This is a genomic window from Ramlibacter sp. AN1015 (assembly GCF_037726105.1).
Lineage (GTDB): Bacteria > Pseudomonadota > Gammaproteobacteria > Burkholderiales > Burkholderiaceae_C > Ramlibacter.
In genome coordinates this window covers 234478-254702 of the sequence record NZ_JBBJUM010000001.1, presented here as the reverse complement: position 1 = coordinate 254702, position 20225 = coordinate 234478, and the positions used below count along the sequence as shown (strand labels likewise).

The window sequence follows — 20225 nt, the reverse complement described above, 5'->3', positions numbered from 1 at the left end:
CTCCTATGGCTTGTAAGGGGTCGGGATAGGTGAGGGCGGACAAGGGGCGGCGGGCGCAGGTAAGCGTCCATCGCCGGCTGGCTACTTGATGTGCAGTCCACCATCGACCACCAGGGTGGTGCCGGTGATGAAGGACGCTTCGTCCGAGGCGAGCCAGACGATGGGCCAGGCGATTTCGACGGGGTCGGCCCAGCGCCCGAGCAGCGAGGTGTCCTGCCGCTGCGTCTTGAGCTCGTCCACGCTCCGGCCGGCGGCCTGGGTGCGGTTCACGTGAAAGTCCGTCAAGGTCGAGCCGGGGCAGATCACGTTGACGCGGACCCCGTGGCCGGTCTCTTCGAATGCGAGGGTGCGCGTCATCGCGATCATGGCTGCCTTGGTGGCGTCGTACAGCGCCATCCCCTTGCGGCCCTTGACCGCGTAGCACGAAGACACGTTGACGATGGCTCCCCTGCCGCCCCGGCGCAGCAGCGGCAGCGCAGCACGGCAGAAGTTCGCGTTTCCGATCATGTTGACGCCGACGACCGCACTCCAGGCCTCGGGCGTCGCGTCGGCGAAGGCGTCGTAATTGCGCATGGCCGCGTTGTTGACCAGAACGTCGAGCTTGCCGAAAGCGTCGTGGCAGCGCGCGACGGCCTGCCGAGCGGTCGCCTCGTCGGCGACGTCGCCCGCCACGACCTGCAGCGTGGCGCCGCGCAGGGCCTCGCGCACGGCATCTGCCGTGCGTTGCGCCGCGGCGGCGTCGCGATCGACCAGCAGCACCTGCGCACCCTGCTCGCAGAACAGGCGGGCGGTGGCCGCGCCGATACCGCCGCCGCCGCCGGTGATCACGGCGGCCTTGCCGGCCAGCCGGCCGCGCGATGGCGCTGCCGTGCCCTCGCTCATAGCGTGTACACCGGCTCGTTCTCGCCGTAGACCAGGTGCACCTTGGCCCACTCCTGCGGCTTCTGGTCGCGGGGCAGCAGCACACCGGCCGAGCGCACGCGCTGCGTGCGCGGCTCCAGCCCGGGGGGCTGCTCGCCCTGCGCCAGCGCATTTGCGGCGTCGAACAGCATGCGGCGGGCCATCACGATGGCGCGGTCCGAGGGCAGCAGCTTCTCCAGCTCATGGTCCTGGATGGGGCCCATGCTTTCCTGCAGGGACGCGTCCTGCGCGGCGAAGCCGAACACGCCGCTGAACGAGCGCCGCTCCTTCTGGGCCTGGCGATCGACCAGGTAGTCGTTGTCCTTGTTGGCCTTGGGGCGCCAGGTGCCGCCCGGCACGTCGGTGCCCGGTTCGTACTCGCAGTGAATGCCGCGGCCTGCCTCGAGGTGGCTGCGCTCCTCTTGCGACAAGGGCTTGTCCGGGTGGAAATTGATGCTCCAGGCCCAGCAGCTCTCGTCGTCGATCGGCACCCACACGTGGCCGCCCAGTGCGTGGTCGCCGAAGGGCGGAATGAGCGTGTACCAGGGGAAGATCCACTGCGTGACGCGCCAGTAGAACGAATCGGGCTCGCCATTGCGCCGGCCGAACAGCGTCAGGCCGCCCGCATGCTTCTCGACCTCGAAGATGACGTTGCCGTCCTTCTTGATGTACTCGTTGGCCTTGGTGCCCTGGTGAAACGGGTCGTCATCGACCTCGAACTTGTGCACGAAGGACACGTGGCTCGTGTCGATGCCGCCTTCCATGGCCTGCAGGAAGTTGCATTCCTGCAGCCGCTTGGACACGAAGATGTGGCTGTCGGGCAGGTTGGCCCACTCGACTCCGGGCGGCTCGGGCTGCTGGTCCTTCGGGCCCATGTAGGCCCACACGATGCCCGCGCGTTCCACGCACGGATAGCCCTTGATCGACATCCGCTCGCATACCTGGGGCGAATCGGGCGCCTGCGGCACGTCCACGCAGCGGCCGCTGATGTCGAACTTCAGGCCGTGGTAGCTGCAGCGGATGCCGTTCTCCTCGTTGCGGCCGAAGTACAGCGACACGCCCCGATGCGAGCAGAACTCGCTGATGAGACCCGGGCGCCCTTCGCTGTCGCGGAACGCGAGCAGTTGCTCCCCGAGGATCTTCACCCGGATCTGCGGCCCGTCGGGCTCGGCGATTTCGCTCGAAAGCAGGATCGGCACCCAGAAGCGGCGCAGCAGGTTGCCGCTGGGGGTGTTCGGGCCGGTGCGCACCAGCGTCTTCATCATCTCGTTCATGGCAGGGTTCGATATCGGGCCGTCCGTTCGGAGGCGGCATGTCCGTTGGGTGACTAGCCTGTCCATTCTATGGACCGATCTACCCGGGTCAAGGCCGGCGGTCGCTTCCAAGTGTTTCCGACAACCGCTGTGCCAGTCCACACAAGAGCCTGCCGAACCCGTGCACCTGCTCCTCGGTGAGCCGGACGTCCGGCCCGAACAGGCCCAGCGAGCCGGCCACCCCACGGCTGTCGAAGAAAGGCGCGGCGACCGAATACGCGCCCTGGATCAGCTCGTTGTGACCGATCGCGTAGCCGCGTTCGCGCGTCAGCGGGAACTGCCCGCGCACCCACTCGACGTCCACCGACGTGCCGGCCGCGAAGGCTTCCAGCTGGCCAGGTGCGAGTTGCGTGTGCGCCAGGATCGCTCGCCCGCTGGCGCCGCGCACCAGGCTTTCGCTGTAGCCGACCCCGCGCCGAAAGCTCAGCGGCTGCGGGCTCGGCATCTCGGCGATGCACAGCCGGCGGTCGTCCCGCGGCACGAACAGCGCCACGGTTTCAGACGTCTGCGACCACGCCTCGAGCATGAAGGGGCGGGCGATGTCCGCCAGTTCCAGGCTGGCGCTCCACACGTGCGCCAGCCGGGCCACCGCCGGGCCGAGCCGGAAGCGCTGCGGTTCGCCCGAGGCCACCACATAGCCCTTCTTCTCCAGGGTGTGCAGCAGCCGGTACAAGGTCGGGCGGCTCAGGCCCACCCGCTTGACGAGGTCGGCCACCAGCGGCTCGCTCTGGTCCGCCGAGAAGGCCGACAACACGTCCAGTGCGCGCTCGACCGCGCGCACGCCGTCGGCGGCCTTCTCCGGAGGGGTGGGCTTGGTGTCCTTGCTGGGGTCCATGGCGTCCTGGTCGATGCCTGCGCAGGCAGGCGCTTTTCTGGGCCGGAGGATAGCTTTTCGGCAGCGGTGCCCGTGCCGGCGCCCCGCGGCTTCGATGCGCATCTCCCACCAGGGTGCTGGGCCCCACGGAATGGACGAGCGCCAGGTGCAGCCGGCCCGCAACGCGGCGTAGGACGCCGTTGACCCGGGCGTTCGGCGCGTCCCGACCGGGGAGGGGCCGCGCAGCGTCTACCTTGGCCCCCATGTCCACCGCCCCAACCCAGCTCGAGCCCACGGTGCTCGCTGGCAACGGCCAGGAGTTCAGCGCGATGCAGGCCGGTCCCGCCTCGGGCGAGCTCGTGATGCTGCTGCACGGCTTTCCCGAAGGCAGCTACTCCTGGCGCCACCAGGTGGATGCGCTGGCCGGCGCGGGCTTTCGCGTGCTCGCGCCGGACCTGCGCGGCTACGGGTTTTCTTCCAAGCCCGCGGATGTGAGCGCCTATGCGATCCCCGAGCTGGCCCGCGATGTGCTCGCCATGGCGGAGAGCGTCGGGCAGGAGCGCATGAACCTGGTCGGGCACGACTGGGGCGCGGTCCTCACCTGGTATCTCGCGCAGGAGTTTCCCGCGCGCGTGCGCCGCGGCGTGGTGATCAACGGGCCGCACCCGGCCACGGTGCTGTCGCACGCGCTGCTGAACCCCACGCAGTTCGTCAAGGGCTCCTACGTGGGCTTCTTCCAGCTGCCGCTCGTGCCCGAGGCGACGCTGCGCGCGAACGGCTTCGCGGTGCTGCGCCAGGCGATGTGTGCGAGCGCACGCGAAGGCACCTTTTCGGACGAAGACCTCGACCGCTTCCAGGCCGGCTGGGACGTGGACGGCGCGCTGACGGCCATGCTGAACTGGTACCGCGCGCTGGTGCTCAGCCCGGCGGCGATCGCGGCGTCGAAGATTCGCGTGCCGATGTGCGTGCTGTGGGGCGACAAGGACGCGGCGCTCGACGCGCAGCTCGCCGACGCCGGTGCCGCGCTGTGCAGCTCGGTGGAACTGCATCATTTTCCCGACGCATCGCACTGGCTGCACGAGGAAGAGCCGGAGGCGGTGAACGCGATCCTGCTGGAGATGCTGTCCAGAAGCGAGACCATCGACCCTGCGTGAAACGACCGATGGCACCGTTGCGCGCGGGCGCTGCGCTCATGCGGCAACGTCACGGCGCGCCCCGCTTTTCTCCTGCCTCACGCCCTCGGTAGCCCGGGCGGACGTGGCGCGCCTTGCCGGGCAGAAGCACCCGGCGGCGGGTTCCGGGACGCACGGCTAGAAGCGCTCGCCCGGCGCGAGCAAGCGCCACTGCCCCGGAGGCAGCCCCGCCATCGGCACGCGGCCGATGCGGATCCGCTTGAGCGCGACCAATCGCAGGCCGACCTGCGCGCACATCCACGGCACCAGCTCCGGGGCGATGCCCTTCACGGCGAAGCGCAGGCGCCCCTCGCTCTGCCAGCTCACGCGGGCCGGCGGCACGGCACGTCCTTCGTGCACCAGCCCGGACTGCAGGCGCACAAGACCGTTCGCGGCCATCTCGCCCGTCACCTGCGCCACGAGTTCCTGCTCGAGCAGGTCGGCGTCTTCGCGCAGCTTGCGCACGACGCGGCCGTCCTGGCTGAACACGCACAGCCCCTCTGCCGGCTGTGGCAGCGCCAGCAGCGGCACGAGCGCGGTGTTATGGCTCTTCAGGCGTCGCAGGCCGGAGGCATCGCCCTGCCAGCGCGCGTCGGCGCGCAGCATCGCCTGGGCTTCGGCGGTGCCCACCCCGGCGGGCTTGTGGATCAGGAAGGTGGCCGGTGTGGCCGGCTGCAGGCGCGCACGGGGATCGACCTCGACCCGTTCACCGGCCACGCGAGCCTGCGGCTCTTCCACGACCGAGCCGTCCACCCGCACCCAGCCTTCGACGATGTACTGCTCGGCTTCCCGCCGCGAGCACGCCACCAGGGCTGCAACCACCTTGGACAGACGCTGCGGTTCAAGCGCCATGATCGACACCCTCCAGGAAGAAGGACAGCTTGCGTGCGCGCGGCAGTGCCTTCAGCCGCAGCTCGGCGCGCAGCGCATCGCCCCTGCTCGGATATTCCCGTGCGGCCAGCAGCCGCAGCGGCGGTCGGGCCCGCGTGAACCGGGCCCCCAGGCCGCAGGCGTGCTGGAAGAAGCGGTGCTCCACGTCGAGGGCGATGCCCGCGTAGTACACGCCGCCCTCGCATTCGAGCAGATAGAGCCAGTACGGCGGGGGCGGGGGAGTGGTCGAGGTGTCTGGCACGCACGCATTGTCCTGCGGCGCGGGTGCGGCCGGCCTGATGTGCGCAGATGGCTCGTCCGTCGCGTCCAGCGGCCGGTACCGCGTCCGATCGCCGGGATAATCGCGCCACACAGTGAACTTCGGCGGGCAACACATGGGTCTGGTGGTCTTCAACCAAAAAGGTGGCGTAGGCAAGTCCACCATCACCTGCAACCTGGCCGCCATCAGTGCGCAGCAGGGACACAAGACCCTGGTCATCGACCTGGACCTGCAGGGCAACTCCACCCGTTACCTGCTGGGCGCCGCGGCCGCGGAGGCGGGCGAGGGCATCAGCGGCTTCTACAGCCAGATACTCAAGTTCGCGCTGCGACCGACTCCGATCGGCGCGTTCGCCGCGCCGACGCCATTCGAGAACCTGTGGGTGCTGCCACCGGGGGCGGAGCTCGAGGACCTGCATGGCAAGCTCGAATCTCGCGGCAAGATCTACAAGCTGCGCGAGGCGATCGAGACGCTCGCCGAGGAGTACGACCGCATTTACGTGGACACGCCGCCGGCCCTGAATTTCTACACGCGCTCGGCGCTCATCGCGGCGAGCGGTTGCCTGATCCCCTTCGACTGCGACGAATTCTCCCGGCAGGCGCTGTACACGCTCCTGAACAACGTGGGCGAGATCAAGGCGGACCACAACCACGGCCTCACGGTGAAGGGCATCGTGGTCAATCAGTTCCAGCCGCGTGCGAACCTGCCGCGCCGCCTGGTCGGCGAGATGCTCGCCGAAGGCCTGCCGGTACTGGGCACCTACCTGAGTTCGTCGGTGCGGGTGCGCGAGTCGCACGACCTCGCACGGCCACTGATCTACCTGGATGCGCGCCACAAGCTCACCGAGGAATACGTCGCGCTGCACGACGCGCTGCACGCCACGGCATAGGAGCGTGCGCAAGCCCGCGCCACACCGGTGGTGGTGCTGGGGCTGCGCATCGCGCCATGCTCCCGCGGCAGCGGGCTGCGGCCCGAGGGCGGGCCTCGTCCAGGGGAGGCGAGCTGGAGTTCCGATGCAGGGCCGTACGACGCGACGGGCGCGCGGTGACGGCGCCGCACGCGGGTGATCCCCATGCCGCGCAAGACCGCCCGACGGTACCCTCCTGCCGAGGAGACCCCATGGACACCCCGGCTGCCGACACTGCCCCGCCCGAAGCCCAAGCCCCCGCACGGCGTCCGCGCGTGGCTTCCATCGGCCTGCGCGCACCGCTGCGCTGGCTCATGCGTGGCGCGCACGACCTGGCCGCCGCGCCCGGCATCGCCCTGTTCTACGGCCTGTGCTTCTGGGCCATGGCGGCAACCTTGGGGGCGGTGTTCCAGCGCAGCCCGCAGTACACGATGACCATCGTCTCGGGCTGCCTGCTGGTGGGGCCCTTCCTGGCCATGGGCCTGTACGAGGTGAGCCGCCGGCGCGAGCAGCGCCTGCCCCAGTCGCTGGGCGAATCGCTCACCTGCTGGGACCGACACCTCGGCAGCATGGGCCTGCTGGTGCTGGTGCTCACCGTCCTGGAACTGCTGTGGGGGCGTGCTTCGCTCGTGGTGTTCGCCGTTTTCTTCGACACCGGCATGCCCTCTACGGCAAGCGTCCTGCAGGCGCTCCTCGACCGGGCGAACTGGCAGTTCCTGCTGGTCTATGCGCTGGTGGGCAGCGTCTTTGCGGCGCTCGTCTTCTGCACCACGGTGGTGGCGATTCCGATGATCCTCGACCGCGATACCGATGCGGTCACGGCGGCACTGACCAGCTTCGCCGTGGTGCTGGCGAATCTGGCCACGATGCTGTTCTGGGGTGCGCTGGTGGTCGCACTCACGCTGCTGGCGCTGTGGCCGTGGGCGCTGGGGCTGGTCGTGGTGGGACCCTGGCTCGGGCACGCCAGCTGGCATGCCTACCGCGAAGCCGTCGTTTGGGAGGGGTAGGGGCGGCACCCCACGGGGCTTGCGGCAATCGAAGCCGCATGCGGCGTCATCGGCCCGTCGGCGGCGCCACGCCCACCTCGTGTACGGACACCCCGCCCGGAGCGATGAACCCGCGTGCCCACGGCGCGCACGGACCGTACGACTGCGCATCCTGGGCCGGCACCGAGGCACTGTCGAACTCCAGGCCGGAGAACGTGGCGCGCGCCGGCGGCATGGCTTCGCAGCCGGCGACAGGCGTGAAGTACTCCGTGAACTGCGGCAGCCAATGGCCGAGGTGCACGGGGGAGCTGACCTGGATGCGCCCCAGCGCGATCGGCGCCATGCCGGGGGCGGTCACCTGCAGTGCCCACCAGCGGGGATCGGCTTGCCGTTCCATGAGGAAGCTGTACGGGACGTTCTCGCGCCATTCGAAGGGCTGGCGCACGCTATAGCCGATCCCTTCGCCTCTGAAGGCCTGGGCGGTCGCCCCCGGTCCCGCTTCCGCGGTCACGGCGTTCCAGATCGAAAAGATCAGCATCTTCCCGACCACGCGCTCACCGATCACTGCGCCGGTCTGCAGGCCGAAGTAGCCGCCGTGATCGATCGGGCCGATCGGCCGGAACTGCTGCGCCCAGAAATAGGTGCCGGCCGGAACCGGCTCTCGCTCGATCGTGATCGTGACCCGCAACGAACTCGCCTGGTCATGCAAACCGATGCCCTGGCTGGAAACGACCCCGCCGGGGGTGACCGGCACGGGTGCGGGTGCGGGTGCGGGTGCGGGAGTCGGAGTCGGAGTCGGAGTCGGAGTCGGAGCCGGAGCGGGGTTCGGCAGCGGAGCCGGGGCGGGAGCCGGGGGCGTACCAGCGTCGGGGAACGGAGTCGGGTCCCTCGGCGGGGCGGCCGCAACCGGCGGAGGGTCCGGGAGTGTCGGCGCGCTGTCGCTGTCGCTGCCGCCTCCGCAGCCGGTCACAGCCGCGCTCGCGGCCAGAACCGTCACGACAGAGCATCTGCGAATCACGCGCACCCCTGGAGACCTTGTGGATCTGCAGTCTGTGACGTGGGACGGCTGCTCCGGCGGAACATTCGGTAACAGAGCGCGCGACGTGTTTTCTGCGCGCGCCGGTCGCCAGGGCGCGGAGGGTGGGGGGCGGGAGGCGCAGGAAGCACACGCCCGGGATGCAGCACGCCGCGGGCGGCAGACGGCAGACGGGCGGCAGATGCCGGCTGCACGAACGCCACGACTGCACGAGATGCACATGCGCTTCACCGACTGCGCGCATGCACCGAGGCCCACCCCCCCGTGACGCCCACGGGCGCCACGGGCGTTCGTACACTGGCCACATGCCCCTCGAGCTCGCCCGTATCCGTGCCCTGTGCTTCGATGTCGATGGCACGATCGCAGACACCGACGACCACATCGTCGCGCAGGTTGCCGGGCTGCTCTATCGCATGCCGCTCGTGAGCGGTCGCCGGGCCGAACGGCTGGCGCGGCAGATCGTGATGGGGGCGGCCAGTCCGGTGAACCGCGCGTACGGCCTGCTCGACAGAATGCATCTGGACGGTCCCTTCCATCGCCTGCGCGCCAGGATGGGGCGCCTGCGCCGCGCCAGTCCCGGCCCGGCCCACCAGCCCACCGCGCAGGCGGCGGACGAGGTGCCGCACGAGATGATGGCCGGCGTGCAGGAGATGATCGAACTCCTGGCGGCGCGCTTCCCGCTGTGCACCATTTCCACCGGCACCGCCGAGCGCGTCGAGCGCTTCCTGGAGCACTACGGCGTGCGCCGGCACTTCGTGGCCGTGGTGGGCGCACAGACCACGCGGCGCATGAAGCCGCACCCGGAACCGCTGTGGTTCGCTGCCGAAGCGATGGGCGTGCCGCCGGCGGCCTGCCTCATGATCGGCGACACCGGGGTGGACATCGCCACCGGCGTGTCGGCCGGCGCGCAGACGATCGGCGTCTTGTGCGGCTTCGGTCGCGAGGACGAGTTGCGCGAGAGTGGAGCCGACCTGATTCTGCCCACCACCTCCGACCTGCTGGCGGTGCTGCTGCCCGGCGAGGATGCGCTCGGCAGATCCGCGGTGCCGCACGCACGCCTTCCGACGTCCGTGCGCAATTAGCCAGGCCCGGTGTCTCTGATCGTGCACCTTGCACCCGAAGCCCGAACTTCGGCGCCTGGCACCTGCAGGCCCTAGTCGGCAATCGGAGCTGGCACTCGACAGCTGCACTCGGCCCGCGGCAGTTATCGGTGGGCAGTGGGCAAGTGGGCACCCGCCTGCGGCCCTAGGCGCCCCGTGTCCCCGCCCCAAGCTCGCCGGCGCCCACGCGGGCCCGCGCTTGCCCGCCACCTATACTCGCCGGCGTGCCCGCCATGCAGGCCGCGAAACTTGATCCGGCTCGCGCCGCCGCCGCACCAGTTCTCCTTCGATGCCGACCCTCTCTCCTGCGCTTCCCGCCGCGGCGCGTGCCCACCGCATGTGTCGGCGGCGCGCACGTGGCGGCGCCTCTGGCTGCAAGCGCCCGCGGCGCCGGTCCGCGCGCCCGTGACCCCATGCCGATGACGCTCTGGACTACGCTCAGGCACGGCACGAGTGCCTGGCCGCCGCTGCGCACGGCCCTCCTGGTCAGCCTCCTGGGTGCAGGGCTGCTTGCCGAGGGCGTGCGCTGGAGCACGGCCGGTAACGCGCATCCACCACCTGCCGCCGCCGGGGTGCCGGCGCAGCCGACGCAGCACCTGACGCTCAGCAAGCGCTCTTCCTCCCTCATCGACATGCCCGCGGGCGCGCCCGCCGCGCACGCCAGCGCACTGGCGGTGCTCCCGGGCGACGAGATGCTCGCGTTCTGGTTCGCGGGCAGCCGCGAGAGCGGGCCCGACGTGCAGATCTACTCCTCGCGGTGGACGAACGGAGACTGGGGCCCTGCACGCCCTGTGGCCAGTCGTGAAAGCCTGGGGGATGCGCTGGGCTTCGCGGTGCGCCGCATCGGCAATCCCGCAGCCTGGGTGGACCGCGAGGGCAGGGTCAACCTGTTCGTGGTTGCGACAGGGCTGGGCGGCTGGGCAGCGTCGCGCGTGGTGCACCTGGTCTCACGCGATCAGGGCGCGAGCTACGAGGTTCGCCGTGTGCTGCCGATGTCGCCGCTTTTCAACACCAGCGTGCTCGTGCGCACCACGCCGGTCGGGCTCCCTGACGGTGGCTGGTGGTTGCCGGCGCACTTCGAACTCGGCAACAAGTACCCCCTGATCATGTCCTTCGATCCGGATGGCGAGCCGCGCTGGATCGCGCGCATCGGCGAGCGCACGACCGCGCTGCAGCCCGCCTTGGCCGCCATCTCCGGGCGCGAGGTGCGTGCGTGGATGCGCGACGTCAGCGAGCAGCGACGCCTGCAGCAGGCGGTGAGCCGAGATGGCGGCGCGACCTGGGAAGACCTCCCGGCACTGGACCTGAGCAACGAGGACAACTCCGTGGCCGTGCTGAAGCTTCGGCGGGGCGGCTTCGTGCTCCTGCACAACGTCGGCTCGGACACCCGGGGCGCGCGCAACGTGCTGCGCCTGTCGGTCTCCGACGATGCGCGCCGCTGGTCGCCGGCGTTCGATGTGGTGGCCGGACAGCCCGGCGACGAATATTCCTATCCGAGCGTGCAGGAGGTCGGCAACGAGCTGCACGTGACCTACACGCACCAGCGGCGCGCCATCGCGCACCAGGTGTTCGAGCTGCAGTACGAGGCGGGCACCCCGTGAACCTCCCCGATCTCGACCTGCAGATCCTCTATGCCAGGCTGTCCTGGGGCCTCGTGCTGGCCGCCGTCGTGGTCGCCCTCGCGGGGCGGTGGACCGAGCGTCTGCGACCCGCCACCGTGCTCGTGCTCACCGGCGCCGCCGCGGCAGCGCAGTGGCTTCCCGCGCCACTGTCGCCCGCCTACTGGCTGGGGCTTGCGTTCCAGTCGCCGAGCGCGCTTACGACGGCGCTGTGCGCGCTCGTCCTGCGCCGCCACTGGATCGGCGACGCCGCCGCAAACGGCACCCTCGCGCCCGCTGCGGCGGCGGCGCTGGCGGCCGCCGGCGGCTGGCTGTATCTCGACGCCAGCGGCTGGACCGCGCAGGGCATCTACTTCCTCGGCTTCGGGCCGACCGGCGCCCCACTGGCAGCGCTGCTGATCGGCGCAGCCTGCATCGTCGCCATCGTGCGCGGCGTCGCTGTGCCGACCGCCTGTGCGGTGCTCGCGGCCGTGTCGCTCTTCATGCTTGTGCGCCTGCCGACCGGCAACCTCTGGGACGCCCTCATCGATCCCTTCGCCTGGGTCTGGTCGCTGGTGGTGTGCGCGAGGGCACTGCACGCGCGCCGCCGAAAAACCGAACCCCTTGGAGAACTGCGTTGAGCCCGAACATTTCTCACCCGGCAGGGCAGGGCACCAGCCCGCTGCGCGATGCGACCATCGTCACCGGCATCGTCGTCAACGTGCTGCTCTACGCCTACGCACTCTGGATCGCCCGCTCGGGCGCAGCGGGGCTCGACCGGCTGCTGGTCGAGGACAGGCTTGTGGAATGGCTGCAGTTCCTCGGCTTCACGGCGCTCGCCGGCCTGCTCGCCTTGGTTGCGGTGCATCTCTGGCGGCGCCGCGTTGGACTGGGGCTGGACGCGCTCGTGCTCGCCGGTGGCGCCGCGGTCGTCGCGCTGGCGGCGCTCGAGGAGATCAGCTGGTTCCAGCGGGTGCTGCAGGTGGAGACGCCCGAGTTCTTCCGCAACAACAACCGCCAGGGCGAGACCAACCTGCACAACCTCGCGCTGGGCAGCTCGAGCGTCAACAAGAGCGTGCTGGTGAAGCTCATCTTCCTGGTCGGCATCACGCACAACCTCGTCCTGCCGCTGCTGGCGCGCCGCATGCCGCGCGTGCGCTCGTTCGTGGAGTCCTGGGGCCTGTACCTGCCGCCGCTGTGGCCGGCCGTGACCTACCTGGTGCTGGTCGCGCTGTCGCAACTGACGATCGGGCACGGCCGCGTGGGCGAACTCGGTGAAGCCTTCGGGGCCGTGCACTACCTGACCACGGCCTTCGCGGCCTACGCGCTCGGTGTCGGCCGAGGCGGCGAACCGCTCTTCACGACGGCCGTCGATCGGCGGCGTGCTTCGGCGCTTTTCTCCGGCTTCATCGTGCTCCTGGTGTTCTTCGCCTGGCTGCTTGCCGCCGGCTACGCCGGCCGTCCGCTGACGCCGGGGTAAGTCGCGGGCGCGAGCTGCGCGTGCCGTCCGCGGGGCAGTTCCCATGGCGGGCCGATTCGCCGCTATCCACCATTCGCCACCGCCGTCCGCCATCGGTCATCGGCCTGCAGCGTCCGCGACGCCCGCCCGCGTACTGATCTCCGCCTGCCAGGCCACCGCGCGGCACGCATGCATTCGCGGCCATTTCCTACTGGAGCTGCTGCCTCGGCCGGCATGATGGATACGGTCGCAACCGGAGCCCCATCGTGAAGCCTCTACCGACCCTCGTGGCCCTCTCGCTGCTGCCGGCGCCCCTCGTGGCCGCCGTCGCCGCGAGGCTTCCTCCTCCCGAGTCCACTGTGCTGCGGCAGGCGGACGACGCGTTCCATGCCGCGAAGCAGACCTGCCAGGAAGCGGGTGTTGCAGACCGCGCCCTGTGCATCGACCGCGCGCGACGAGCCCACGCCGAGACCCTCGCGCAGGCCGGAGTGCGTTCCTTGCCGGCGCTGCAGACGCAGTCCTCGGCGGTGAGCGCCACCGGCGTGGCGGCCAACGCCGTCAGCGAACGGGTACACGGAGCGCCCGATCCGCTGCCGCGGCACGCGGTTCCATAGCGCCTGGGCGCGGCGGCGGCTCGGGGCGGCGTGCGGCGTCAGCAGCACGCGCAGCCCGAGCGGCGGCGGCAGCAGCAGCGTGCAGGTGCCCTGCTAACCCTCTTTTACGAGGCATACGCACGAACCCGTACGAGATGCGGGGCTCGCGCCGACTCCAAAGAGATCGCAAGCGTGAATGCGCACGCCATCGGCCTGGCGCACGCGCGGCCATCGACGACAACGTACACAAGGAGCGACAACGTGACCGGACGCGATACACGGGACATCCTCGGTGGTGTCTTGCTGACCATGGTCGGCATCTTCTTTGCGCTGCACGCGCGCAACTATGCCTTCGGCGAAGCGGCGCGCATGGGGCCCGGCTACTTCCCCACGGTGCTGGGATGGCTGCTCGCCGTGCTCGGCGTCGCCATCGCGGTACCGGCGCTTCGGCGGCCCGGCGAGCCCATGGTCGTTCGCTGGAAGAGCCTCGCGCTGGTGCTTGCCGCCGTCCTGGTCTTCGCCTTCGGCCTGAACCGCTTCGGCCTGGTGCCCACTGTCTCGGCGACGGTGTTCATCGCTTCGCTGGCCGACGACGACCTGCGCTGGAAAGGCAGGCTCGTCCTGTCCATCGCCGTGCCGGTCCTGATGGTGGCGATCTTCGTCCAGGCCCTGAGCATGAACCTGGCGCTGTTCGCGTGGCAGCTGTAGGAGGGCAGCATGGAGCTCTTCTCGAACCTCGCCCTCGGCTTCTCCGAAGCCTTCTCGCCGGCCACGCTGCTCTATTGCTTTGCCGGAGTGTTCCTGGGAACACTGATCGGCGTGCTGCCCGGCATCGGCGCCCTGGCCACCATCTCGCTGCTGCTGCCCATCACCTACCACATGACGCCGGCCACGGCGATCATCATGCTCGCGGGCGTCTATTACGGCGCCTCGTACGGCGGCTCCACTGCGTCGATCCTGCTGAACCTTCCCGGCACACCGTCCGCGGCTGTCGCGTGCCTGGACGGCTACCCGATGTCCAAGCAGGGGCGCGCCGGTGTCGCCCTGTTCATCACCACGGTGGCTTCCTTCGTCGGCGCGCTGCTCGGGCTCCTCATCATGGCGGCCTTCACGCCGAGCATTGCCGAGCTCGGCCTGAAGTTCGGGCCCGCCGAGTACTTCGCCATGATGCTGCTGGGGCTCATCGCGGCATCGACCATCGCCACCGGCAACCCGGTCAAGGGCATTGCGATGGTGGTGCTGGGGCTGTTGCTCGGGATGGTCGGCACCGACGTGAACACCGGCGTCGCGCGCTATTCCTTCGACGTGCCGGAACTGACCGACGGCATCAACCTCGTGGCTCTGGCCATGGGCATCTTCGGCATCTCGGAGGTCATCAACAGCATCAACCAGATCCACCGCGGCCGGGCCGAGAAGATCACCTTCCGCTCGATGGCCCCGACGCGCGAGGACACCCGCAGGGTGGTCGCGCCCATTCTCCGTGGCGCGGGTGTCGGCAGCTTCTTCGGCGCGCTCCCCGGCACGGGTTCGTCGATCGCGTCGTTCATGTCCTATGCGATGGAGAAGAAGGTGGCCAAGGAGCCCGACCGCTTCGGCAAGGGTGCGATCGAAGGCGTCGCAGCGCCCGAGGCGGCAAACAATGCGGCCGTGCAAACGGCCTTCGTTCCCACGCTGTCCCTCGGCATCCCGGGCGACGCCGTGATGGCCCTGATGCTGGGCGCGCTGATCATCCACGGCATCCAGCCGGGCCCGATGATGATTACCGAGCAGCCGCAGCTGTACTGGGGCCTGATCGCCAGCTTCATCATCGGCAACGTCATGCTGGTGGTGTTGAACATTCCCCTGATCGGCCTGTGGGTGAGCCTGCTGCGCATCCCCTACAACATCCTGTTTCCCGCGGTCCTGGTGTTCATCTGCCTGGGGGTCTACAGCGTCAACAACAACACCTTCGACGTCTACATGGTCGCCTTCATCGGTGTCGTCGGCTACCTGATGATGCTGTTTCGCATGGAGGCGGCACCGCTGCTGCTCGGGTTCATCCTCGGTCCGATGATGGAAGAGAACCTGCGCCGGGCGCTGCTGCTGTCGCGGGGCGACGCGATGGTGTTCGTCGAGCGTCCGATCAGCGCGTCCCTGCTCGCCTTCGGTGCGTTGCTGCTGCTGTGGAGCTTCTGGAGCAGCCTGCGCACACGCGGCACGGTGCGGGCGCAGGCAGCGGGCGTGGCGCAGCCTGAGCCGCAGCCGCCGCGTCCACCCGAGCGGCGCCAGGGCGCCTGATCGCCTTCGGCACGTGGTACTCGACAGGCCCGGTGCGGCGGGCGCAGCGCACCGAGTGTTACTTCCGCGGCACGCCCGCCCGTGCCGCAGCACGCGACACTCGGTCAACAGCAACTTCACGACAGCCGCATGCCCGCGCACCGCTCACGCTCCCACCACCAACTCCTTTCCCAGTCGCTGGCCCTGTCCATGGCCACACCCCAGGTCGTGACTCATCGGCTCGTGCGCATGGCGCGGGCAGGGCCGGTCCTTTCGGCACGGGACCGGCGCGAATTTGAAGGCATGGTCTGGGAAAAGTCGGCGGCTTTCTGGGAATCCTGGGCGGCGATGTGGGCCGAGGGCGCCAAGGCCGGCGCGACGCTGGCGGCGGCGAGCCTTGCCGCGCCCTGGTCGGCCACCCGCTGGGCCGAACAGCTCGGCGCGGCAATGCTGTCCATCACCGCGCAGGGGCTCATGCCGGTGCAACGGCGCGCCACGGCCAACGCTCGGCGGCTCGGCCGCATGCGCTGAGCACCTCGGCTGCGAGCACCGGGCCGCTGGCGTGCCGCGCCCGTCGGGCTGCAGTACTGAGCAGGTAGAGCTCGCCGATGGTTGGGCCTGGGGCGCCCTCGGGCGCCTGCGCGTCGTATGCATCAGCCTGTCCTGCCCTCGTTCGGTGCGCCGGCTCGTACTCGACGCCAGCGGGTGCCTGCGCAGTCGATGCGGATGGTTCCAATGTGTACAGGGACCTCGTCACGCGCGGCGGCCCGTCGCAGAATCCGCCGCATGGATCCGAGCGCACGCCTGCTCGTCGTCGATGACGATGTGTCGATCCGCGCCATGCTGCGCGAGTACCTGCAGGCGCACGGCTACCAGGTGGCCGAGGCCGACAATGGCGTGCAGATGCGCGAGCGCATCGAGCACGACACGCCCGACGCCGTCCTGCTGGACGTGCGTCTGCCGGGCGAGGACGGGCTCCTTCTGGCGCGCTACCTGCGCGAGCGCTATGACCTCGGCATCATCATGGTGACGGCCTCGGGCGATGTGGTGGACCGGGTCGTCGGGCTCGAGCTGGGCGCCGACGATTACATCGCCAAGCCCTTCGATCCGCGTGAGCTGCTGGCGCGCCTCAAGAGCGTGCTGCGCCGGCTGCAGGCCCGCCCTGCCGACGCGCCGGCACAGCAACAACAGCACGAACAGCAGCAGCGCCAGCCGATCGCCGTCCGGCGCCAGGGCTTCGGGCGATGTGAAGTCGATCTGGAGGGCCGCCGCCTGTTCGAGGCCGGCGGGCGCGAGGTCACGCTCACGGCCATGGAGTTCGACCTGCTGCGCGCCTTCCTGGCCAACCCGAACCGCGTGCTCTCGCGCGACCAGCTGCTGCTGCAAACGCGCAAGCGCGAGTGGGAGCCGTTCGACCGCTCCATCGATATCCGCATCGGCCGCCTGCGCCGCAAGGTCGAACCCGATCCGGCTGCGGAGCCGCGCGTGATCCGCACGGTGCGCAATGCGGGCTACATGTACGTGCCGCTGGACAGCGCCCTTTAAGGCTTGCGCGCCAGCAGCTCCCCCAGCAGTTCGCGCAGCGCCGACGGATCGACCGGCTTGCGCAGCAGGGCCGCCACTCCCGCGTCGGCAAGCTCGCCGGGCCCGATGTCTGCGGCGTTGCCGGTGTACACCACCACCGGCAATCCGGGGCGGCAGCGCAGCGCCCGGCGTGCCAGGGTGAGCCCCGTGATGCCCGGCATGGTCTGGTCGGTCAGCAGGCAGGCGAATGCTTCGGCCGTCGTGGTGAGGCGGCGCTCGGCCGCGAAGGCGTCGCGCTCCAGGGTCACGTGCAAGCCCCATCCCTCCAGCAGCTCCTGCATGTAGTCGCCCACCATCGGCTCATCCTCGACCAGCAGCACGCGCCCGCGCATACGGGGCGCGCTCACCACATCGGCGCTTGCCGGTGCCGAATCGGCGTCGCTCGGGCCGGGCGCCGCCTCAGGCAACAGCACCTGGAAGGTCGATCCCACGCCCGGGGTCGACTCGACATGGATGTGGCCTCCATGGTCGTGCACGATGCCGTGCACCATGGCCAGTCCCATCCCGGTCCCGCGCCCCGCGTCCTTGGTGGTGAAGAACGGCTCGAACATGCGCTCGAGCACCTCGCGCGTCATGCCGCGCCCGTCGTCGCCGACCGCGATGGCGGCCCAGCGGTTGGCCTCCAGCCAGGCACCGCAGGACGCGCAGTGGCGCGCCGGGCCTGCCCGCCCGATGGAGACGCGGATGGTGCCGTGCTGGCCGATGGCATCGCGGGCATTCAGGCAAAGGTTCATCAGCACCTGCTCGAGCTGCACCGCGTCGGCCTGCACCGTGGGGAGTGCATCGTGCACTCCGGTGGGCGCGTCGAACTCCACCGCGATGGAGGTCGGCAGGTTCGGCCGCAGCAGCTGCAACGCTCCGCGGGCGATCGCTGCCGCGGACACCACGCGCCGCTCGCCGCGGTGGGGCCGCGAGAACGCCAGCAGCTGCGCCACGTGGTCACGGGCGCGCTCGGCAGCGAGTCGCGCCTGCGCCAGTTGACGTCCGAGCGTGCTGTCCTGCTCCGCTGCGGGACGCTCCTGCGCCATGGCCAGGTAGCCCAGCACGCTCGTGAGGATGTTGTTGAAGTCGTGCGCAAGGCCGCCGGTGAGCTGGCCGATGGCCTCCATCTTCTGCGACTGGCGCAGCTGCCGCTCCAGCTCGGCGCGGCGACGCTCGGCGGCCATGCGCTCGGTGATGTCGCGCACCGCGTACAGCACGTGCGGGCGGCCCCGGTAGCTCATGGGAGTGCCGCGTACCTCGGCCTGCCAGGCGGAGCCATCCTTGCGCGTGATCGTCACTTCGAAGCGCAGCTCCTTGCCGGCGAGCGCCAGGTCGTGCTCGACGCGGTGGCGCGCACGCAGCGCATCGTCGGTCTGCGTCAGCACATGGTCGGCCTGCATCACCTCTTCGCGCGTGTAGCCGCTCACCAGCGTATAGGCCGGGTTGACCTCCACCGCGCGGTACTGGGCATCGCGCAGCACCAGGGCATCGGCCGAGGCGTTGAAAATTGCGCGGTACTGCTCCTCGCTGTCGCGAAGCGCCTGTTCGGCGCGCTTGGCCTGGGTGATGTCGCGGCCGATGTAGAGCACGTGCCGCTGGTCCCGGTAGAGCGTCGGGACACCGCGCAGCTCCAGCTCGAAGCAGTGGCCGTCGCGGCGCACGAGCTGGGTCTCCAGCCGCACGGTTTCGCCGGCGAGCGCCGTCTCGTGCAGCTCGCGGATGCGGGCGCCTGCTTCCGGCGGGTTGGCCAGCACGCGGTCCACGCCCAGCACCTCGGCGCGCGAATAGCCGCTCATCACCTCGTAACTCGCGTTGACATCGACGATGCTGAAGTCGGCCGCGCGAAGCACCAGTGCATCGACGGAGGAATTGAAGATGGTGCGGTACTGCTCTTCGCTCGCGCGCAGGGTGCGCTCGTTGCGCCGGCGCTCGGTCACGTCGCGCAGCACCGTGAGTGCGTGCGGTCGCCCGGCCTGCGCGAAGGGCATCACGTGCAGGTCCGCCTCGAAGCTGCTGCCGTCGGGGCGCAGGACGACGCCTTCCATGTGCGTCGTGCGGCCGGCAAGCGCGTCGCGCACCATCTGCAGGCGCGACTCGACATAGTCCGCCGGCATGCGTGCGCTGATGGTGCGGCCGATCACGTCCTGCCGGGAAAGCCGGTGCATCGCCAGCGCGGCGGGATTCACGTCCACGATGCGCAGGGCCTCGTCCCACACGATCAGCCCGTCCTGCGAACTCTCGAACACCGCGCGGTACTGCTCCTCGCGCTGGCGCAGCGCCTCCAGGGCGGCCCGCTGCTGCTCGCTCGCGCGCAGCCGCTCGACCTCGGCCGCCGCGCGCACCGAGAGGATTTCCAGCATGGACCTCACCCGATCGACCTGCGCCAGGGGCCGGCGCGATGCCACCGAGATCACGCCCAGCGTGGAGCCGTCGGGCCCGACCAGCGGATAGCCGGCATAGCTCTCCAGGCTTTGCTCGCGCGCCTCCGCGTCGTCCGGGAAGCTGGCCTGCAGACCGCTGCAGTAGGCGCGAAAGCGTTGCCCCAGCACGGTGCCGCAGGGCGTGCCCGCGATCGGATAGCGATCCCCGGGCGAAAGGAGCCGGTTGTCGCAGACCATCGCCAGCACGTGCAGCATGCCGGCACGCGCCGGCTCGCAGCAGGCGATGAAGGCGATCTCGACGTGCAGGATGGCCGCGGCCATGCGTGCGAGCTCGTCGAATACCGTGCCGCTGGGTGCGGCGGAGACCGCCAGGGCCACGCTGTGCATGGCGGCGTCGGAGCGCTGCCGCTCGATCTCGGCGGCCATCCGGCTGGCGACGATGGTGAGCATGGCCTCGGCGATGCGTGCCTGCCCCTGCGCCACGGGTTGGTGGTCCAGCGCCAGCAGCACGCCCAGTGCTTCGCCCGCGCTGTCGCGCAGCATCAGCGCCGCACAGGCATCGAACTCGTCGCAGCCGGCGTGACCGAGTGCGCCGAGGCGGCCGCGCAGCCCGGCGCGCACGTAGCGGAAGTCCTGCTGGGGGAGGGCCTCGGGCGGCAGCCGCGCCGCTGCGATGTCGATGTGATGGGAAAGGGGGCCGTCCGGGTGGACCGCCAGGGTATGCAGCAGGTCGTGGTGGTCGTCCGCGAACACCGCGGCGAGCACCAGCGGGGCCTGCAACCCGGCCGCAAGCTCGGCGATGAGCTGGGAAAACAGGGCCGGACCGCCGGGACAGCCTGCAGCCAGGCCCACGCGCAGGAGCGCCTGCGCAGGATCCATCACGGGTTCCGCGGGCACCGGCCGGATCAGCGCTGGCGTGCTCATGATGGCCAGTCTAGAGTGGTCCAGGACGTGCCGGGCCCGTGATTTCCGCGCCGATACGCAGCGGATACGC

The 20225-nt window shown here is 70.2% G+C and carries 19 protein-coding genes; 12 read left to right on the top strand and 7 right to left on the bottom strand.

Annotated elements, in window-relative coordinates; translation table 11 throughout:
* Positions 1 to 81: 81 nt before the first annotated feature.
* The 3 genes from WG922_RS01245 to WG922_RS01235 all read right to left on the bottom strand — a co-directional run bounded on the left by WG922_RS01245 (position 82) and on the right by WG922_RS01235 (position 3048).
* The gene (locus WG922_RS01245) at positions 82 to 882 is read right to left on the bottom strand and encodes an SDR family NAD(P)-dependent oxidoreductase (RefSeq protein ID WP_340280055.1); all 801 of its coding nucleotides are present in this window, start codon (positions 880 to 882) and stop codon (positions 82 to 84) included.
* Positions 879 to 2174 (bottom strand): Rieske 2Fe-2S domain-containing protein, encoded by a 1296-nt coding sequence (locus WG922_RS01240; RefSeq protein WP_340280054.1) that lies wholly within the window; start codon positions 2172 to 2174, stop codon positions 879 to 881. The genes WG922_RS01245 and WG922_RS01240 overlap by 4 nt, the downstream gene beginning before the upstream one ends.
* An 88-nt stretch (positions 2175 to 2262) precedes the next feature.
* Positions 2263 to 3048, bottom strand: coding sequence for an IclR family transcriptional regulator (locus WG922_RS01235; RefSeq protein WP_340280053.1), 786 nt, complete (start codon positions 3046 to 3048; stop codon positions 2263 to 2265).
* Between the two features lie 242 nt (positions 3049 to 3290).
* On the opposite strand from WG922_RS01235, the gene WG922_RS01230 reads away from it, so the two are divergent.
* Positions 3291 to 4181, top strand: coding sequence for an alpha/beta fold hydrolase (locus WG922_RS01230; protein WP_340280052.1), 891 nt, complete (start codon positions 3291 to 3293; stop codon positions 4179 to 4181).
* Positions 4182 to 4337: 156 nt separating this feature from the next.
* Here WG922_RS01230 and WG922_RS01225 read toward each other — a convergent pair whose 3' ends face one another.
* Together WG922_RS01225 and WG922_RS01220 are read right to left on the bottom strand one after the other, a co-directional pair.
* Entirely contained in the window at positions 4338 to 5051 is a 714-nt protein-coding gene (locus WG922_RS01225) for an RNA pseudouridine synthase (RefSeq protein WP_340280051.1), read from the bottom strand.
* A complete protein-coding gene (locus tag WG922_RS01220) occupies positions 5041 to 5331 on the bottom strand; it encodes a GIY-YIG nuclease family protein (RefSeq protein ID WP_340280050.1) in 291 nt (96 codons plus the stop codon). The genes WG922_RS01225 and WG922_RS01220 overlap by 11 nt, the downstream gene beginning before the upstream one ends.
* A gap of 133 nt (positions 5332 to 5464) precedes the next feature.
* Between WG922_RS01220 and WG922_RS01215 the strand changes: the two genes are divergently transcribed.
* The gene (locus WG922_RS01215) at positions 5465 to 6238 is read left to right on the top strand and encodes a ParA family protein (RefSeq protein ID WP_340280048.1); all 774 of its coding nucleotides are present in this window, start codon (positions 5465 to 5467) and stop codon (positions 6236 to 6238) included.
* A 230-nt stretch (positions 6239 to 6468) separates the two neighbouring features.
* Positions 6469 to 7263, top strand: coding sequence for a DUF2189 domain-containing protein (locus tag WG922_RS01210; RefSeq protein ID WP_340280046.1), 795 nt, complete (start codon positions 6469 to 6471; stop codon positions 7261 to 7263).
* Positions 7264 to 7309: 46 nt separating this feature from the next.
* On the opposite strand, the gene WG922_RS01205 is transcribed toward WG922_RS01210, so the two are convergent.
* Entirely contained in the window at positions 7310 to 7996 is a 687-nt protein-coding gene (locus WG922_RS01205) for a DUF3472 domain-containing protein (RefSeq protein WP_340280045.1), read from the bottom strand.
* Positions 7997 to 8583: 587 nt separating this feature from the next.
* Between WG922_RS01205 and WG922_RS01200 the strand changes: the two genes are divergently transcribed.
* The 9 genes from WG922_RS01200 to WG922_RS01160 all read left to right on the top strand — a co-directional run bounded on the left by WG922_RS01200 (position 8584) and on the right by WG922_RS01160 (position 16829).
* Positions 8584 to 9360: an HAD family hydrolase gene (locus tag WG922_RS01200; RefSeq protein ID WP_340280043.1), complete on the top strand. Its 777-nt coding sequence runs from the start codon at positions 8584 to 8586 to the stop codon at positions 9358 to 9360.
* Positions 9361 to 9797: 437 nt separating this feature from the next.
* Positions 9798 to 10979 carry a sialidase family protein gene (locus tag WG922_RS01195; RefSeq protein WP_340280041.1) on the top strand — a complete coding sequence of 394 codons (1182 nt, stop codon included), beginning with the start codon at positions 9798 to 9800 and terminating at the stop codon, positions 10977 to 10979.
* A complete protein-coding gene (locus WG922_RS01190) occupies positions 10976 to 11617 on the top strand; it encodes a hypothetical protein (RefSeq protein WP_340280040.1) in 642 nt (213 codons plus the stop codon). Before WG922_RS01195 ends, WG922_RS01190 begins: the two co-directional genes overlap by 4 nt.
* Positions 11614 to 12456 (top strand): hypothetical protein, encoded by an 843-nt coding sequence (locus tag WG922_RS01185; RefSeq protein ID WP_340280038.1) that lies wholly within the window; start codon positions 11614 to 11616, stop codon positions 12454 to 12456. The genes WG922_RS01190 and WG922_RS01185 overlap by 4 nt, the downstream gene beginning before the upstream one ends.
* 245 nt (positions 12457 to 12701) lie before the next feature.
* Positions 12702 to 13049, top strand: coding sequence for a hypothetical protein (locus WG922_RS01180; protein ID WP_340280037.1), 348 nt, complete (start codon positions 12702 to 12704; stop codon positions 13047 to 13049).
* 240 nt (positions 13050 to 13289) lie between these two features.
* Positions 13290 to 13736 (top strand): tripartite tricarboxylate transporter TctB family protein, encoded by a 447-nt coding sequence (locus WG922_RS01175; RefSeq protein ID WP_340280035.1) that lies wholly within the window; start codon positions 13290 to 13292, stop codon positions 13734 to 13736.
* Between the two features lie 9 nt (positions 13737 to 13745).
* A complete protein-coding gene (locus tag WG922_RS01170) occupies positions 13746 to 15305 on the top strand; it encodes a tripartite tricarboxylate transporter permease (protein WP_340280033.1) in 1560 nt (519 codons plus the stop codon).
* A gap of 129 nt (positions 15306 to 15434) precedes the next feature.
* Entirely contained in the window at positions 15435 to 15815 is a 381-nt protein-coding gene (locus tag WG922_RS01165) for a polyhydroxyalkanoate granule-associated phasin (protein ID WP_340280031.1), read from the top strand.
* A 255-nt stretch (positions 15816 to 16070) separates the two neighbouring features.
* The gene (locus tag WG922_RS01160) at positions 16071 to 16829 is read left to right on the top strand and encodes a response regulator (RefSeq protein ID WP_340280029.1); all 759 of its coding nucleotides are present in this window, start codon (positions 16071 to 16073) and stop codon (positions 16827 to 16829) included.
* On the opposite strand, the gene WG922_RS01155 is transcribed toward WG922_RS01160, so the two are convergent.
* Positions 16826 to 20155 (bottom strand): PAS domain-containing hybrid sensor histidine kinase/response regulator, encoded by a 3330-nt coding sequence (locus WG922_RS01155; RefSeq protein ID WP_340280027.1) that lies wholly within the window; start codon positions 20153 to 20155, stop codon positions 16826 to 16828. The genes WG922_RS01160 and WG922_RS01155 overlap by 4 nt on opposite strands.
* Between the last annotated feature and the right edge of the window lie 70 nt (positions 20156 to 20225).